Source organism: Streptomyces lanatus (genome assembly GCF_014655715.1).
GTDB classification, from domain to species: domain Bacteria; phylum Actinomycetota; class Actinomycetes; order Streptomycetales; family Streptomycetaceae; genus Streptomyces; species Streptomyces lanatus.
This window is the reverse complement of sequence record NZ_BNBM01000015.1, coordinates 112,785-128,328: the sequence shown is the minus strand read 5'-3', so window position 1 is coordinate 128,328 and position 15,544 is coordinate 112,785. Positions and strand designations below refer to the sequence as shown.

At 70.4% G+C, this 15,544-nt stretch carries 15 protein-coding genes and 1 riboswitch; of the genes, 8 read left to right on the top strand and 7 right to left on the bottom strand.

What is annotated here, in order from left to right; genetic code table 11:
• Positions 1-264 precede the first annotated feature (264 nt).
• Positions 265-1,095 (top strand): HAD family hydrolase, encoded by an 831-nt coding sequence (locus IE325_RS32625; RefSeq protein ID WP_190073712.1) that lies wholly within the window; start codon positions 265-267, stop codon positions 1,093-1,095.
• A 65-nt stretch (positions 1,096-1,160) separates the two neighbouring features.
• Here IE325_RS32625 and IE325_RS32620 read toward each other — a convergent pair whose 3' ends face one another.
• A complete protein-coding gene (locus tag IE325_RS32620) occupies positions 1,161-1,877 on the bottom strand; it encodes a transglycosylase SLT domain-containing protein (protein WP_190073711.1) in 717 nt (238 codons plus the stop codon).
• A gap of 5 nt (positions 1,878-1,882) precedes the next feature.
• Positions 1,883-2,070, bottom strand: a riboswitch (cyclic di-AMP (ydaO/yuaA leader).
• 827 nt (positions 2,071-2,897) lie between these two features.
• On the opposite strand from IE325_RS32620, the gene IE325_RS32615 reads away from it, so the two are divergent.
• The 5 genes from IE325_RS32615 (at position 2,898) to IE325_RS32595 (ending at position 8,682) form a co-directional block, all read left to right on the top strand.
• Positions 2,898-3,908 carry a polyprenyl synthetase family protein gene (locus tag IE325_RS32615; protein WP_190073710.1) on the top strand — a complete coding sequence of 337 codons (1,011 nt, stop codon included), beginning with the start codon at positions 2,898-2,900 and terminating at the stop codon, positions 3,906-3,908.
• A gap of 151 nt (positions 3,909-4,059) precedes the next feature.
• On the top strand, positions 4,060-5,076 hold the full coding sequence (locus IE325_RS32610; protein WP_229912160.1) for a CHRD domain-containing protein: 1,017 nt from the start codon (positions 4,060-4,062) through the stop codon (positions 5,074-5,076).
• Positions 5,077-5,371: 295 nt separating this feature from the next.
• Positions 5,372-6,646, top strand: coding sequence for a LolA family protein (locus IE325_RS32605; protein WP_190073708.1), 1,275 nt, complete (start codon positions 5,372-5,374; stop codon positions 6,644-6,646).
• A gap of 61 nt (positions 6,647-6,707) precedes the next feature.
• Positions 6,708-7,781 (top strand): ABC transporter ATP-binding protein, encoded by a 1,074-nt coding sequence (locus tag IE325_RS32600; RefSeq protein WP_229912158.1) that lies wholly within the window; start codon positions 6,708-6,710, stop codon positions 7,779-7,781.
• On the top strand, positions 7,768-8,682 hold the full coding sequence (locus IE325_RS32595) for an ABC transporter permease (protein ID WP_229912153.1): 915 nt from the start codon (positions 7,768-7,770) through the stop codon (positions 8,680-8,682). Before IE325_RS32600 ends, IE325_RS32595 begins: the two co-directional genes overlap by 14 nt.
• Positions 8,683-8,717: 35 nt before the next feature.
• On the opposite strand, the gene IE325_RS32590 is transcribed toward IE325_RS32595, so the two are convergent.
• From IE325_RS32590 to IE325_RS32580, 3 genes are read right to left on the bottom strand one after another with little or no spacing between them, the layout of a single operon-like run.
• Positions 8,718-9,305, bottom strand: a complete 588-nt coding sequence (locus tag IE325_RS32590; RefSeq protein ID WP_190073707.1) for a flavodoxin family protein — start codon at positions 9,303-9,305, stop codon at positions 8,718-8,720.
• 56 nt (positions 9,306-9,361) lie between these two features.
• Positions 9,362-10,558 (bottom strand): amidase, encoded by a 1,197-nt coding sequence (locus tag IE325_RS32585; protein WP_190073706.1) that lies wholly within the window; start codon positions 10,556-10,558, stop codon positions 9,362-9,364.
• A 31-nt stretch (positions 10,559-10,589) separates the two neighbouring features.
• Positions 10,590-11,114, bottom strand: a complete 525-nt coding sequence (locus tag IE325_RS32580) for a DUF6668 family protein (RefSeq protein ID WP_190073705.1) — start codon at positions 11,112-11,114, stop codon at positions 10,590-10,592.
• Between the two features lie 55 nt (positions 11,115-11,169).
• On the opposite strand from IE325_RS32580, the gene IE325_RS32575 reads away from it, so the two are divergent.
• Both IE325_RS32575 and IE325_RS32570 read left to right on the top strand, forming a co-directional pair.
• Entirely contained in the window at positions 11,170-11,376 is a 207-nt protein-coding gene (locus IE325_RS32575; RefSeq protein WP_190073704.1) for a hypothetical protein, read from the top strand.
• 8 nt (positions 11,377-11,384) lie between these two features.
• Positions 11,385-12,740, top strand: coding sequence for a tetratricopeptide repeat protein (locus IE325_RS32570; RefSeq protein WP_190073703.1), 1,356 nt, complete (start codon positions 11,385-11,387; stop codon positions 12,738-12,740).
• Between the two features lie 9 nt (positions 12,741-12,749).
• On the opposite strand, the gene IE325_RS32565 is transcribed toward IE325_RS32570, so the two are convergent.
• From IE325_RS32565 to rarD, 3 genes are all read right to left on the bottom strand, one after another.
• Positions 12,750-13,700, bottom strand: a complete 951-nt coding sequence (locus IE325_RS32565; protein WP_190073702.1) for a M28 family metallopeptidase — start codon at positions 13,698-13,700, stop codon at positions 12,750-12,752.
• Positions 13,701-13,854: 154 nt separating this feature from the next.
• A complete protein-coding gene (locus tag IE325_RS32560; protein ID WP_190073701.1) occupies positions 13,855-14,331 on the bottom strand; it encodes a VOC family protein in 477 nt (158 codons plus the stop codon).
• 143 nt (positions 14,332-14,474) lie between these two features.
• Positions 14,475-15,428 carry an EamA family transporter RarD gene (rarD, locus tag IE325_RS32555; protein WP_190073700.1) on the bottom strand — a complete coding sequence of 318 codons (954 nt, stop codon included), beginning with the start codon at positions 15,426-15,428 and terminating at the stop codon, positions 14,475-14,477.
• Positions 15,429-15,544 lie beyond the last annotated feature (116 nt).

The following is a 15,544-nucleotide window of genomic DNA, read 5'->3' as shown; positions in this document are numbered from 1 at the left end:
GAGTCGCCGGTCTTGGGCAGTGCGGAGCCCGAGTGGCCGAGTACGGCGAATCACCAGGTCGGCGAGGGTGGGGTGGGACCGGCGATGGTGACATCACGGCGGGAGAGTCCCCTAGCCCCGCGTGGCGGTGAAATCACAACAAGTGAAAGGAAGTTGTACGCGTGGAGTCAGAAGCGGAACCGGAACAGGTGTCAACAGATGTGAACACAGCAGCCGTCCGGTTCGGGTCGAGTCGATGGGGCGTCCTGTCCGTATTCTCTGATCATGGCCCCACCCATCGCATATTCACTCATCGCCACTGACCTGGACGGGACCCTGCTCCGCGGTGACGACACGCTCTCCGACCGGACCCTCGACGCGCTCGCGCGGGTGGCGGCGGCCGGTGCCCAGCACCTCGTCGTGACGGGCCGGCCGGCGCCCAGAGTGCGGCCGTTGCTCGACGACCTGGGCAGCACGGGGCTCGCGGTGTGCGGACAGGGCGCGCAGTTGTACGACGCCGGCGCGGACCGTCTGCTGTGGTCGGTCACGCTGGACCAGGAGCTGGCGGAGACCGCCCTCGGCAAGATCGAGGCCGAGGTGGGGGAGGTGTACGCGGCCGTCGACCAGGACGGTGTCGACGGGCTCACGCTCATCGAGCCCGGGTATCGGATGCCGCACCCCACGCTGCCCGCCGTGCGCGTGATGCGCCGCGACGACCTGTGGGGCGAGCCGATCAGCAAGGTGCTGCTGCGCCATCCCAGCCTTTCCGACGACGAGTTGGCGGCGACGGCGCGTTCGGTGGTCGGTTCCCTCGCGACGGTCACCATGTCGGGGCCCGGCACCGTCGAACTCCAGCCATGCGGTATCACCAAGGCGACCGGTCTCGCGCTCGCCGCCGAGCATCTCGGGCTCGGTCCGCGCGAGACCATCGCCTTCGGTGACATGCCCAATGACATCCCGATGTTCGACTGGGCCGCCCGAAGTGTGGCGATGGCCAACGCGCATCCCGAACTCAAGGCGATCGCCGACGAGGTCACCCTCTCGAACGAGGACGACGGCATCGCCGTCGTCCTCGAGAGACTGTTCACGGGCAGTCTGGTTGATTCCGCCCAATAGATTCAATAGGTGCTATTTGGGTGGATATGGGCCATAGGTGGGTCGGAGATGGGCCGGAGATCTGCCTAGTACGGGCCGTTCACGTTGTCGATCGAGCCGTAACGCGCGGCCGCGTAGTTGCACGCGGCCACGATGTTCGCGACCGGGTCGAAGGGGTCGTACACCGTCCCCGGCACGTGGTACGTCGCGAAGGTGGGGTCGATGACCTGGAGGAGGCCCTTGGAGGGGGTGCCCGCGGCGGCGTTGGAGTCCCAGTTGTTCATGGCCAGCGGGTTGCCGGAGGACTCGCGCATGATGTTGCGTTGAATGCCCTCGTACGACCCGGGGATTCCGTTCTGCGCCATGATGTCCAGCGCGTTGCGGATCCAGCCGTCGAGGTTGTTCGGGAAGGACTTCACGGAGGCCTGGGTGGCCTTGGCGACGCCGGACTTCTTGGCGGGCGCGGAGGCCTTGTCGGCGGTGCTCGCCTTCTTCGTCGCCCGGACCTCCAGGTCGAGGCCCGGGTGGATCAGCCGCGGGTCGTCGCCGATGGCCTTGCGGTTGTCCTTGTAGAGCTGCTTCCAGCCGCCCTGGGCGTCGTAGCGGTCGGCGATGCCGTAGAGGGTGTCGCCCTTCTTGGTGGTGTACGTGATGGATCCGGACTTGACCGCGGTGGGCTCCGCGGCGCTCGCGGTCGTCGCGCTCAGAAGGGGGAGGGCGAGTGCGGCGGTGCCGGTGCTGGCGATGGCGACGCGGCGGGTGAGCGGGTTGGTGCGGGGGCGGCGGTGCTTGCCTCGGGACATGGCGCTGTTCCTCTCCGGCGCCTGCGAGGTGAGCTGTCGGGTTCGGGCGGGAGATGCCCGGCCGCGCCGTCCTGCGACGGCGCGCCTTCACCCCAAGCCGGTCCGGCGTGCCATCAAGGCAGCGTTCGGTCCGGCGACTTACCTGGGTCCCCCGCTCCTGCCGCGCGTGTGTGAGTTACGTCGGGGATGACTCGGGCGGCGGCAGGATTAGGCGTCCGCCCGACGAGCGGGAACGTATGCGAGAGCACATGTCCGGAACAAGTGCCGTGGGCCGCTGACGTGCCGGTTGACCATGGTCTGAGGCGAATGGGGCGCTTGATCCTTTGCTGTTGCCAAGCCTCAACTCGCGTTCGGCGCAAGGGGAGAAGGGGGTGTGTCCGATCGGTTCCCTGATCGGGCGTAAGTGACCCAATTCACTGGCGATCACAAGAGTGGCAATTCGGGCAATGACTCCAACTCGCCTTTAACTGGCTGTCCGTGGAGTCCGTTTTTCCCGTGTCAGATGGAAATGAGCCTCTTCGTCGCGGGGTGGAACCTCTCATGTGCCGCACGTCGTTGTCATTGCGGTCGCTCATCGAGCGGATCGTGGCGATCTGGAGGGCGCGCATGAGTGGGATCCCCGTCCGGGCGACGGGCCGGGCGCATCGCGTGGCGCGGCCGGTGCGGCACGGGCGTCACGGCGGGCCGGGTGGTGGGCCCGGTCATGGCGGACCCGGTGGCGGCGTAGCGGTCGCGGGCGGCCAGATGGGTGACGGGGGTGGCCGGCTGCCCGGCTCGACACTCGGGCTCGATGGCGACTCCGGTTCGGGAAATAGACCGGCACTTCCCTATAAGGCGATACTTATCCGGCCTTATCAGGTGATCAAAAAAATACCGGTCGTGATCCGATACAGCCCGTGGTGGACGGGTGGGCGGCATCGGTGATCGAAACGTGACCGGATACGCTGACTTGAGTGATGGCAGCGACCTATCGACAAACCGTGTAACCGCCAGTAGACACCAGCAGACAGGAGACCCCTCGTGACCGTCGTCGGGCCGTTCGGGCTGAGCGTGCGGGACCAGGCTCTGGAAGCCGATGTCCAGGCCGGAATGGCGGCTGTCGAGGAGGGATTGCTCGAAGCCACCAAGAGTGAGGTCCCCTTCATCACCGAGGCTGCCCAGCATCTGGTGCGGGCGGGTGGGAAGCGGTTCCGGCCGCTGCTCGTGATGCTCACGGCGCAGTTCGGGGACCCGTACGCGCCGGGGGTCGTCCCGTCGGCGGTGGTGGTCGAGCTCACCCATCTGGCGACGCTGTACCACGACGATGTGATGGACGTGGCGGCCGTACGGCGAGGTGTCGAGAGCGCGAACACCCGCTGGGGGAACTCGGTTGCCGTACTGACCGGCGACTTCCTCTTCGCCCGGGCCTCGCACATACTGGCCGACCTCGGGCCCGAGGCGGTGCGGGTGCAGGCCGAGGCGTTCGAGCGGCTGGTCACCGGGCAGATCCTGGAGACCGCGGGCCCGCAGGACGGGCGGGATCCCGTCGAGCACTACCTGGATGTGCTCAGCGGGAAGACCGGGTCGCTGGTGGCGGTGTCGTGCCGGTTCGGGGCGATGATGTCGGGCGCCGACGAGACGGTCGTCGATGTGCTGACCCAGTACGGGGAGCGGCTCGGGGTCGCCTTCCAGCTGGCGGACGACGTCCTGGACATCGCGAGCGACTCCCATGAGTCCGGGAAGACGCCGGGGACGGACCTGCGGGAAGGCATTCCGACGCTGCCCGTGCTGCGGTTGCGCGAGCGGGCCGAGCGGCTGGGGCTCGCGGAGGACATCGCGCTGTGCGAGCTGCTGGACTCCGATCTGAGTGACGACGCGCGGCTCGCGGAAGCGGTGGCTCAGCTCCGGGTGCATCCGGCGCTGGAGCAGGCCCGGCGGGACACCGTGCGGTATGCGGAGGATGCGCGGGCCGCGCTCGCACCGCTGCCGGACATGGACGCCAAGGCCGCGCTGATGGAGCTGTGCGACGCGGTGGTGCATCGGGCCGGTTAGGCGCCGGGCGACCTGAGACGGTCACACCCACCTTTGTGACGCAGCTCACAAGCCTGGACTGAGTCCAAACTAAGATCCCCTCCGTATTCATGCCCAGAAGCTGACGCAGGGGGCGTCGGCTGCATTACGGGGAGAAAACAGAATCATGGGTATGAAGACGACGTTCTCCAAGCGCCGTAAGAGCCTGATCGTCACCGCTGTCGCGGTGGCCGCCGCCGGTGGTGTCGCCGCCGCGGTGATTCCCGCCTTCGCCGCAGGAGGGGACCGCGCCGACCACGCGGGTCACGCCGGGGGCGACACACAGGGGATCGTGAGCCAGAGCGGTGCCCTCAGCGGCGGCACCGGGGGCACCGTCCTCGCCGCAAGTCTTCGCGGTGCGAACGAGGTGCCCGTCGAGGGCGGACCCGCGGTCGGCGACAAGGACGGTGCCGCCCTGCAGTTCGTGAAGGTCAAGGGCGACAAGGTCTCCGTCGCCGTCACCTGGCGCGGCACCGGCAAGCCGACCGCCCTCCACATCCACCAGGGCGCCAAGGGCACCAACGGCGGCATCAAGGTCGACTTCGGCGGCCTCCTAGGCAAGAGCAAGGGCAGCGGCCACAGCGTCACCGGCAGCGTCAAGGTGAAGGACCCCGCTCTGCTCAACGCCCTGAAGACCGACCCGAGTTCGTTCTACGCCAACCTCCACACCGCCGAGTTCCCGGGCGGTGCGGTGCGAGGCCAGCTCCACAAGGTCACCGTCGCCGAGTTCGACTTCCGGGACGCGCTCGACAACTTCCAGGCGTCCGTCATCAAGGGCAAGCAGATCTACGAGTGCAAGCCGGCCGAGGGCGGCGGGTACGCCTTCGCCCAGCGGGACGTCAGCGCCGTGCTGGGCGGACGTATCGCGCACTCCTTCGTGGCGCCCAACTCCGGTACGCCGCAGTGGATCGCGCGGGACGGCAGCGCCGTGACCGGCTCCGTCATCTCCAAGACCCCGAACGGCGACAAGAACATTCCCGAGCTCGACCTGAAGGCCACTCGGTCCGGCAAGCACCACGGCCTGCTCGCCGACACCGCCGAGATCCTGCGGCTCAACACCGTCGGCGGCGTGGCCCCGGCCGGGTCCTGCACGCCCGGCGCGATCGTCGGAGTGCCGTACCAGGCCGACTACGTGTTCCTCAACGGCTGATCCTCGGCTGATCCACGGCTCGGCACGGCGCACACCGGCGGCGTCTTCCCGCATCGACCCCTACGGGTCGGGGGAGGCGCCGCCGCTCCGTGTCATACCGCAGGTGTACGCGGAGTTGGCTCCGAAGGTTGACGAATCTCGCTGGCCGATTTGGTCAGATGGAGACCACGAGAACACCACTCCTCACCGATTCGGGTGAGAATGGCGGCTACGGGGTGGGCGAGTGCGGGGTCTTAGGACTCGCGGGCGAGGAAAGAGACGAACGGCCGCCGCCGACGACGGAGGTAAGGCACACATGGCACCGTACGAATCCGAGGACAGCACGACCGCAGGGGAGGCCGACGACCTGCGCGCGGGCCGTCGCAAGGCCGCGCGGTACGTCGTTCCGGTCGCGGTCGTGGGCATCGCGGCGGCGACCATCGGGCTCGTCCCGGCGATCGCCGACTCCGGCGACCCCGACCTGCCGGACATCACCGCGCAGCAACTCATCGAGAAGATCGCGAAGTCGGACGTGCAGCAGCTGTCCGGCACCTTCAAGATCACCACGGATCTGGGACTGCCCGACCTGGGCGGTCTCGAGTCGAGCCTCGCCTCCGGCGCCATGCCGTCGGGGTCGGGTGACGGATCGTCCGCCGACCCGTCGGCCAAGCTCACCGAGCTGGCGTCCGGCACACACACGCTGCGCCTCGCCGTCGACGGCGAGAACAAGCAGAAGCTCTCCCTCCTGGAGAACGCCTCCGAGTACAGCCTCATCCACAACGGCAAAGACATCTGGGGCTACGACAGCAAGTCGAACGAGGTCTTCCACGCCACCGGCGACGAGGCGAAGGCCGAGAAGGGCAAGCCCGAAGAGGTTCCGGCCACGCCTAAGGACTTCGCCGAGGAAGCCCTCAAGTCGGTCGACGACACCACGGCCGTCCGTGTCGACGGCACGGCACAGGTCGCGGGCCGGGACGCCTACCGGCTGCTCATCAAGCCGAAGCAGTCCGGGACCACGGTCGGCGCGATCACCGTGGCCGTGGACGCCGAGACCGGTATGCCGCTGAAGTTCACGCTGACACCGTCCAGTGGCGGCGCGGCCGTGATCGACGCGGGCTTCACCCAGGTCAGCTTCGCCAAGCCTTCCGCCTCGACCTTCGACTTCACCCCGCCCAAGGGTGCGAAGGTCACCGAGGAGGGCGCGATGGAGGGCGCCGCCGGGGAGCACGGCTCGGGCTCGGCGAAGTCCGAGGACGAGTTCCGCAAGGAGTTCGAGAAGGAGCTCGGCGGGGCGAAGCCCGAGGGCGGGTCGGGCAAGGCCGCCGAGGGCGGTCCCGAGGTCATAGGCGAGGGCTGGAACTCCGTGGCCGTCTTCGACACCGGCGGCGAGGGCATGCCCTCCGGCTCCGAGGTCGGCGGCGACATGGGCGGCTTCCTCGACTCCCTGGGCGACAAGGTCACCGGCAAGTTCGGTTCGGGCACGGTCTTCAAGACCCGCCTGATCAACGCCCTGATGACGGACGACGGCAAGGTCTACGTGGGCGCCGTCGACAAGGACGCCCTCGTGAAGGCGGCCAACTCCGCGAAGTAACCCGTAGCCGACCGCCGCACCGCACGCACCCGTACGACGAACCGAGGAGCCCGAGAAGCCGATGGAGGAACCGCCCACTGGGGGGACCGACGAGGTCACTCGGGCCGATCGGGGCGTGGCGGACGACGCCGGGGTGGCCGCACAGGCCGCCCCGGCCACCCCCGTCACCCCGACCGCCCACTCCGGGCACGTCGGTGGTGATGACGGCACGGTGATCGCGACCCATGCGCTCACCAAGCGCTACCGCGGTGGGCAGCTCGCTGTGGACGGGCTTGAGCTGAGCGTCCCGGCGGGCAGCGTCTTCGGGTTCCTCGGGCCGAACGGCTCGGGCAAGACCACCACCATCCGCATGTTGATGGGGCTGATCGAGCCCACCTCCGGCACCGCGCGCGTGCTCGGCCGGCCCATGCCCAAGGCTGCGCGCGCCGTCCTGCCGCATGTCGGTGCGCTCATCGAGGGCCCCGCCCTGTACGGCTTCCTCTCCGGCCGCGACAACCTCCTCCGCTACGACGCCGCCGACCCGACCGCCGATCCACGCACCCGGCGCACCCGCGTCGCCGCCGCGCTGGACCGGGTGGGCCTGGCGGCCGCCTCTGGCAAGAAGGCCAAGGCGTACTCGCTCGGCATGAAGCAGCGGCTGGGACTCGCGGCCGCGCTGCTCCAGCCGCGCAGACTGCTGGTGCTCGACGAGCCGACCAACGGTCTCGATCCGCAGGGCATGCGCGAGATCCGGTCCCTGATCCGGGAGTTGGCCTCCGACGGCACGACCGTCTTCCTCTCCTCCCACCTCCTCGACGAGATCGAGCAGGTCTGCACACACGCGGCGGTGATGGCCCAGGGCCGGCTGATCACCCAGGGCGCGGTGGCGGAGCTGGCGGCGGGGACGCGCGGTCGGCTGATCGTGACCACGCCCGACACCGTGGACGCGGCGCGGGTGCTGAAGGAGCAGGGTGCCGGGGATGTCGTCATCACCGAGGACCGGGTGACCGCGGAGCCTCCGGAGCGTGATCTCGCGGACGTCAACGTGGCGTTGGTGACCGCCGGAGTCCGGGTCCGGGGCTTCGGTGTCGAACGGGCCTCTCTGGAGGACGCGTTCGTGGCACTTACGGGGGAGGGGTTCGATGTCGCGGGCTGAGGTCATCCAGCAGGGGGGCGGCCAAATCGGAGGTGGCATCGCGCGGGCCCGGAAGCCCAGCCCCTTGTGGACCTTCGGCCTCTTTCGCAGCGAGCTGCTCACCACCTTCCGGCGCTGGCGCACCCTGGCGCTGCTCGCGGTGCTCGCCGCCGTGCCGATCCTGGTCGGGATCGCCGTGAAGATCGAGACCGGCGACGGCTCGGGTGGCGGCGGTGGCCCGCAGGGTGGCGGTCCCGCGTTCATCTCGCAGATCACCAACAACGGCCTGTTCCTGGTCTTCACCGCGCTGGCCGCGACACTCCCGTTCTTCCTGCCGATGGCGATCGGCGTCATCGCGGGCGACGCGATAGCCGGCGAGGCCAACTCCGGCACCCTGCGCTATCTCCTGGTCGCCCCCGCCGGACGCACCCGCCTGCTCCTCACCAAGTACGCGACCACGATGACCTTCTGCCTGGTCGCCACTCTGGTCGTCGCGGTCTCGGCGCTCACGGTCGGCGCGCTGCTCTTCCCGCTGGGCGATCTGACGACCATCTCCGGCACCCGGATCAGCTTCGCGGAAGGGCTGGGCAGAGCCCTGCTGATCGCCCTGGTCGTCGCCGCGTCACTCATCGGGGTGGCGGCGCTCGGTCTGTTCGTGTCGACGCTGACCAACAGCGGCATCGCGGCGATGGCGACGACGGTGGGCCTGCTGATCACCGTCCAGATCCTCGACCAGATACCCCAGCTCCACGCGCTCCAGCCGTACTTCTTCTCCCACTACTGGCTGTCCTTCGCCGACCTCATGCGCGAACCCGTCTACTGGGACGACCTGATCAAGAACCTCGGCATCCAGGGCCTCTACGCGGCCGTGTTCGGCTCGGCGGCATGGGCGAGGTTCACGGCGAAGGACATCACGGCGTAGGGCAACAGGGCCGCAAGGCCACCGTGCCGTCGGCGTCAGGCCGCCTCGTACGGGAAGCGCGCGAGCGGGGCATCCTGCTCGAAGAATGTCTTCGCCCTGGTCAGGGCCTCGCAGTCGGCCAGTACATCGCCGGGCTTGCTGCCGTTGCCCAGCAGGACCCCGCCGAAGCGCATCCCGAGGTACGCGGCGGAGTTGCTGAGCGTCCCGACCAGCGGGTCGGCGACCTCCTGCTCCTCGTGCGCGAGCGCGGTGACGCCCCACAGGGTGCGCCCGGCCATGGTCGCCTTGAAGTCGGCACCCGGGGTGCGCAGCCAGCCCGACCAGTGGTCGAGGTAGCGCTTGACGTGGGCGGACACCGAGTACCAGTACAGCGGCGAGGCGATCACGACGTCCGTGGCCGCGAGGGTGGCGTCCAGCAGCAGGGCGACGTTCCCCTGCGTCGGGCGCACATGGTCGCTGTCGTGCCGGAGGTCCTCGAAGTCGGGCAGCGGATGCTCGGCCAGGTCGATCCACCGCTGTTCGATGTCCTCGGGCAGCTGCTCGGCGGCTCTGCGGGCGAGCAGTTCGGTGTTGCCGTCGGGTCGGCTGCTGCCGAGGACGAACAGGAAGCGGCGGGTGGTCATGGATCCCCCAACAGTCGACCGTCACCGGGTGAGCCGAATGGATCGGCGTACGGCAACTAACCACGTGTGCCGGGCCCGATATTCCGCTCCGCCGCCGCGGCCACGGTGAGCAGCAGCGACTCCTCGCCGTGCGCCGCCACCAACTGCAGCCCGACCGGGCAGCCGTCCGGCCCGAAGCCCGCCGGGATGCTGATCGCCGGATGCCCGCTCAGATTGAACGCCCAGGTGAGCGCAGTGGAGTAGCGGTCGCCGGGCCCGTCGTGGCCGTGCGGTGGGGTGGGTGCGGTCGGCGTCAGCAGCAGTCGGGCATCGGCGAAGAGGGCGGCCAGGCGGTCGTCGTTCGTGGCCCGGATGCGGTGGACCGCGGGAGTGGGTTCCGCGTCCGGGGCCGCCCGCAGGGCCAGCCAGGCCGGGGCCGGATCGTCGAGGCGGAGCGGGGCGCGTGGACGCACGGACCGGATCACGCCGGCCTCGGCGAGCCGTGCCGCGGCGGCGTGGGCGACGGCGACGACGTCCGGGTCGGGGGAGTCGAAGCCGAGATCGGGGGACCATACGGCGGCAGGGGGGTCGTAGGGGGCGATGGGCTCACGGTCGCCGTCCGCGTCCGATGCCGTCCCGTCCCCGGCCACCACCCTCCAGTACGCCGCCGCGTCCGCCGCGCACCGAGTGAGCACGCCCGGCGCCATGAGCCCGGTGCGGTCGGTCGTGGGCAACCGTCCATTGCCCACCTTCAGCCCGACGACCCCGCACCACGCGGCGGGAATGCGCACCGAGCCGGCCCCGTCGTTCCCGGTCGCCAGCGGCACCAGGCCCGCCGCCACGGCCGCCGCGGAACCGGCCGAGGAGCCGCCCGGCGTGCGGTCGTGGCGCCAGGGGTTGACCGTGCGGCCGTGTCGGCCGAGTCCCCAGGTCTGCCAGACGGTTCCCGGTCCCGGCACGGACGTCGCCCCCACCGGCACGCATCCCGCCGCGAGCAGGGGGCCCGCGGTGCGCAGCCCTCGCCGACCCTTGACCCCGATCGGCACCCCGGCCAGCGGCAGCCGCTCGCCCGCGCCGACCCGCGCGTCCACGTCGGCGGCCCGCCGCAGGGCCTCCTCCGTCCACACCTCGATGAAGGCGGACAGGGTGGGGTCCGTTCGCTCGATCCGGTCGAGGGCCGCCGCGACGACATCGACGGCGCGGAGGGTCCGGGCGCGTACGGCTGCGGCGATGTCCGCTGCCGAGGGTGTGAGGGGGGCGGGTGTGGTGGTCATGGGGTGATTGTCCGGGGGCCCGCCGTCCCGCTCAGCGAACGAGCCCCGTCAGCCGTGCCAGCGCCGCCGTCTCCTTGGGCGGCCGGCCGGTCAGATCGCCGAGCCGCCAGGCCGGCACCCATGGCACGCGGTACACGTCGATCACCGACTCGATGACCTTGGCGCGCTCGGCGAGCGGTCGCGGCAGGCGGCCCGGGGCGTCCGCGACCAGGACCACGGCGTCGAGATCGAGGCCGTGCGGCGCCTCCCCGCGCCGGAAGACCTCCAGGGCGCCCAGCGCCGCGGCCAGCCCCGCCGCATGAGTGCGGGCCACCAGCAGTACCGACGGTGGATCGGCGGGGCCGGGCCAGTCGCGTCCGCAGTCGTGGCCGCCGTAGACCGAGGCGAGGGTGGAGACCCCGGCCCCGCCGTGCACGCCGACCCAGGAGAAACGCCGGGGTGTGGCGGCGGCCGGGGAGGGCGGCGGCGGTTCCTCCGGAAGGGCGACCGGCCCGCGGATCCAGATCTCCGGGCCCGGCTGCGGCGGCCCCTGCTGTACGTGCATGTCAGTCCGCATGCCCGCACTCCTCCCTCGTCACGCCATCGATCTTCGAGCCAGGCATGAGAACGCTGTGACGTGGCACAAGGTCCTGGAACGAGTCTGTGACGTCACGGTGACGTCCGCACCGCGCGCGGCCGGAGAGACTCGAGAGTACGGGTACGACGTATCTGACCTGTACTACCTGTACCACCTGTATGACTTGCACGACTTGCACGACCTGTACGACCGGGACCTGGACGCCGGGAAGCGGAACCAGTTCCCCGACGCATGCGAGTGAGGGAAGCGATGCCTCGACTGAGCCGCGCGAAGAAGCGGGAACAGAAACATGCCGCCGCCGCGGCCCCCGTGACCGCGCCGATCGACGTGCACGTCCCCGTCGCCGGCCCGGGCGCGGGCGGCGCCTCGATCGGCGGCGTCCCCGTCGCCGCGGCCCCCGGCGAGGAGATCCAGCAGGTCGTCCTGACCCACCTCCAGCGCATCGCCCTCGCCAGCGGCCACGCCGTGCACGCCATGGTCCACGACGAGCGCATCGGCTATGTCGTACCGCTCCTGGTGGAGCAGGACGGATCCAGCCGCTTCACCGCCGACCCCGTACGGACTCCGACGGAGCGGCCCGCCCCGCCCGCGCTCCCGGCCGCGCCCGCCCCCGCACAGGACACGCCGCCCTATCGGGACAGGCCCACCCATGTTTTGCGCCCGCTGCCCGGCCCGGCGGCGGAGCCATCGGCCACCTTCCAGCTGCGCGCGCTGCCCGAGCCGGTGCGGGACGTGCCGCCGGGCACGGTCGCGCCGCCGCTGGGGGAGTTCGGCCCACCGCCCGTCATGGACTCGGCGCCGGAGCCGACGGACGTACCGGAGGACGCCGTACCGCGGGATGCCGTACCGGAGGATGCCGTACCGCAATCCGACCCCCCGCCCCCCGCCGAGCCCACCCCTTTCCCCACCGACCCCACCCCCTTCCCCACCGACCCGATCCCCCTCTCCGCCCCGGCCCCGATCCCCGTCCCCGGCCCCGTCCCGGCCCTCGCGCGGGTCTCCGACGCGGTCCCGGTGTCTGATCCCGACCTCGGTCCCGACCTCGATCCCGACTCCAAGCCCACCCCGCCCCGTGGCTTCGACGCGGTGGCGGAAGCCGTCCTGGGCGACCCCTCGCCCACCGCCACTGCGGACGCGTCCCCCTTCGCGGAGTCGAGCGGGCGGATCAACGAGGCCGTGACGGCGGGACGGACGGCGGAGGCGGCGGAGCTCGCGGAGCGGACCGTGGCGGAGGCGTCGGCCGTGCTGGGGCCGGAGCATCCCGAGGTGCTCAGGATCCGCGAACTCACCGCGTACATCGCCTATTTGGCGGGCGAACCGGAGCGCGCCTTCGCCCTCTCCCTGGACGTGGCGCGCAGGCACCACCGGGCCCGGGACGGGGAGGCGGCGTACGGCAGTCTCCATGGCGCGGCCACGGCCTGGCGTGCCGTGCGGGATCCGGCGCTGGGTCTGCAGCTGGGCCGGGAACTGCTCGGGCTGTGGGGCGAGCTCATGGCGGAGGGCGGTCCGGCCGCCGAGGAGGTCGAGGAGCTGGAGTCGGCCCGTGCGCGCATGGACCGTCTCGCCACCCGAGCCGCCAAGTCGGCCGAACCGCCCGGCAAGTGACTCAGAGGGTCACTCCGACAGCTCCCACACCGCGTATGCGACGGCGTCGCTGTTGCGGTCGAGGGCGGTGTCGTTGATGTTGGACGTGGTGTCGCAGGACGAGTGGTAGCAGCGGTCGAAGGACTGCCCGGCCGTGCCGCCCCACTTGGTGACCTGTGCCGCGGTCTTGGTGCGGCTCGCGCCCGTGAACAGGCCGCCCACCGGCACGCCGGCGCTCTTGAACGGCGCGTGGTCGGAGCGGCCGTCGCCCTCGGTCTCGATCTCGGTCGCGACGCCGAGACCGGCGTAGTAGTCCTTGAAGGTCTTCTCGATCGCCGGGTCGTCGTCGTAGACGAAGTAGCCGGGGTTGGGTGAGCCGATCATGTCGAAGTTCAGATAGCCGCTGATCTTCGAGCGGTCGGTGGAGGAGAGGTTGTTGACGTAGTAGCGGGAGCCGACCAGGCCCAGCTCCTCCGCGCCCCACCAGGCGAACCGCAGATGCTTGGTGGGCTTGTAGGCGGCTCGCGACACGGCGAGCGCGGTCTCCAGGACCGCCGCCGAGCCGGAGCCGTTGTCGTTGATGCCGGCGCCGGAGGAGACGCTGTCGAGGTGGGAGCCGGCCATGACGATCTGATTGGCGTCGCCGCCGGGCCAGTCGGCGATCAGGTTGTAGCCGGTGCGGCCGGAGGACGTGAACTGCTGGATGCTCGTGGTGAACCCGGCGGCGTCCAGCTTGGCCTTCACATAGTCGAGGGAGGCCTTGTAGCCGGGGCGGCCGTGGGCGCGGTTGCCGCCGTTGGCGGTGGCGATGGACTGGAGTTGGGTGAGGTGGGCCTTGACGTTCGCCACGGGGATGTCGGGTGCGGCGGCGGCCTCGACGTCGGCCTTGGTCGCCGCGCCGGCTATGGAACCGCTGGTCAGGAGCATGGCGGCGGCGACTGCCGCGGCCGCGGGCACACTCCAGGAGACGGGGAGCTTCATGTGGGGGGCTCCGAATTCCAGGGGAAACCTGTGGGGTGGCCACAGGAGTTCCACAGTGAATGGGGTGCCTGGATGGTGGAGCTGTGCCTGACTCTCCGTCAAGAGCGCTATTCGGACTCAGGGTTCGGATAGGGATAACCCTGCGTCGTGTCTGTCACTGCACGCAGAATTCGTTCCCTTCCGGGTCGGCCATGACGGTCCATTCCCCGCCCGGCTCCTTCACCTGCCGCAGCACGCTCGCCCCCAGTCCCTCCAGCCGCCCGACCTCGCTCTGGCGCTCCCCGGCGGCGGCGTGCACATCGAGGTGGAGCCGGTTCTTGACGGTCTTCTCCTCCGGCACCCGCTGGAACAGCAGTCGCCGCCCCAGCCCCGTGCCACTGTCCTTGTCGTACGGGTCGTCCGGATGCCGTACGGCCACCAGGTCCCGGAAGGCCAGGCGGGCGTGGAACTCCACGACGGCCTCCTTCGGTACGGCGCCGAGTTCCAGGAGCCGTTCGATGAGGGCGTTGTTGTCCTCGACCTCGTAGTGCAGCGCGGCGGCCCAGAAGGTGGCCTGGGACTGGGGGTTGGCGCAGTCGATGACGAGCTTCCAGTGGAGGGGGGTGGGGCGGGATTCGGCTGGCTGTGTCATGGGACCACTCAAGAGGGTGGGGGAGCGGGCCGCAATCAGAAAACGCCGGTTCCGGTTCCGGTTTTTCCCGCCCGTCCGGTGTCTGAGGACGAGTCCGTTCAGGCCGAAAGCGGGGGCGGGGGCTGGGGGCGGCAGCCCTCAGCTCATACGTCCACTGCGGCAGACGCCGGCTTCTCCGCACTCGGCACGCTTATCGCCGCCACCCTGCTCCTCCGCGCGGAGCGCCACGCGTCCGCCGTGAGCAGCGTCAACGCCAGCCACACCAGCGCGAACCCGGCCCACCGCTCGGCCGGCATCGCCTCATGGAAGTACACGACCCCGATCAGGAACTGGAAGACCGGCGCCAGGTACTGCAGCAGCCCCAGCGTCGACAGCGGCACGCGGATCGCCGCCGCGCCGAAGCAGACCAGCGGCAGCGCGGTCACGGCGCCGGCGGCCGCGAGCAGTGCCGCGTGCCCGACCCCTTCCGTGGTGAACGTCGACTTCCCCTGTGCCGTCAGCCACGCCAGATACCCGACCGCGGGCAGGAACTGGATCGCGGTCTCCGCGGCCAGCGACTCCACACCGCCGAGGTTGACCTTCTTCTTCACGAGCCCGTAGGTGGCGAAGGAGAAGGCGAGGACGAGGGAGATCCACGGCGGCCGGCCGTAGCCGACGGTCAGTACGATCACGGCGGTGAGGCCGACGCCGACCGCCGCCCACTGCACGGGCCGCAGCCGTTCCTTCAGGAGCAGCACGCCCATGGCGATGGTGACGAGCGGATTGATGAAGTACCCGAGCGAGGCCTCGACGACATGGCCCGAGTTCACGGACCAGATGTAGACGCCCCAGTTGACGGTGATCACGGCCGAGGCCACGGCCACCAGCGCCAGCCGCCGCGGCTGCCGGAGCAGCTCACCCGCCCAGGCCCAGCGCCGTACGACGAGCAGTGCGGCCGTCACGAAGACGAGGGACCAGGCCATCCGATGGGCGAGGATCTCGACCGATCCGGCGGGTTCCAGCAGCGGCCAGAACAGCGGGAACAGCCCCCAGATCCCGTACGCCGCGAAGCCGTTCAGCAGACCTATGTGCCGCTCGCCCCTGGACTTCCCGGTCACGGCCCCTCCTTCACACCCTCACCCGGCCGCGTCCCTACGTCGGCCCGCACGAAGGTAACGCCGAAAGCCCCCGCGTGTCATGCCCGTATCGCCATACGGTCATGACACGCGGGGGT

What these genes read in the sequence shown, in the direction of transcription:
- IE325_RS32590 (WP_190073707.1), bottom strand. Translation starts at nt 9,305, where the DNA reads ATGACCACCCGCCGCTTCCTGTTCGTCCTCGGCAGCAGCCGACCCGAC.
- IE325_RS32570 (WP_190073703.1), top strand. Translation starts at nt 11,385, where the DNA reads ATGCCTCGACTGAGCCGCGCGAAGAAGCGGGAACAGAAACATGCCGCC.
- IE325_RS32600 (WP_229912158.1), top strand. Translation starts at nt 6,708, where the DNA reads ATGGAGGAACCGCCCACTGGGGGGACCGACGAGGTCACTCGGGCCGAT.
- IE325_RS32580 (WP_190073705.1), bottom strand. Translation starts at nt 11,114, where the DNA reads ATGCGGACTGACATGCACGTACAGCAGGGGCCGCCGCAGCCGGGCCCG.
- IE325_RS32605 (WP_190073708.1), top strand. Translation starts at nt 5,372, where the DNA reads ATGGCACCGTACGAATCCGAGGACAGCACGACCGCAGGGGAGGCCGAC.
- IE325_RS32595 (WP_229912153.1), top strand. Translation starts at nt 7,768, where the DNA reads ATGTCGCGGGCTGAGGTCATCCAGCAGGGGGGCGGCCAAATCGGAGGT.
- IE325_RS32585 (WP_190073706.1), bottom strand. Translation starts at nt 10,558, where the DNA reads ATGACCACCACACCCGCCCCCCTCACACCCTCGGCAGCGGACATCGCC.
- IE325_RS32610 (WP_229912160.1), top strand. Translation starts at nt 4,060, where the DNA reads ATGAAGACGACGTTCTCCAAGCGCCGTAAGAGCCTGATCGTCACCGCT.
- IE325_RS32560 (WP_190073701.1), bottom strand. Translation starts at nt 14,331, where the DNA reads ATGACACAGCCAGCCGAATCCCGCCCCACCCCCCTCCACTGGAAGCTC.
- IE325_RS32620 (WP_190073711.1), bottom strand. Translation starts at nt 1,877, where the DNA reads ATGTCCCGAGGCAAGCACCGCCGCCCCCGCACCAACCCGCTCACCCGC.
- IE325_RS32625 (WP_190073712.1), top strand. Translation starts at nt 265, where the DNA reads ATGGCCCCACCCATCGCATATTCACTCATCGCCACTGACCTGGACGGG.
- IE325_RS32565 (WP_190073702.1), bottom strand. Translation starts at nt 13,700, where the DNA reads ATGAAGCTCCCCGTCTCCTGGAGTGTGCCCGCGGCCGCGGCAGTCGCC.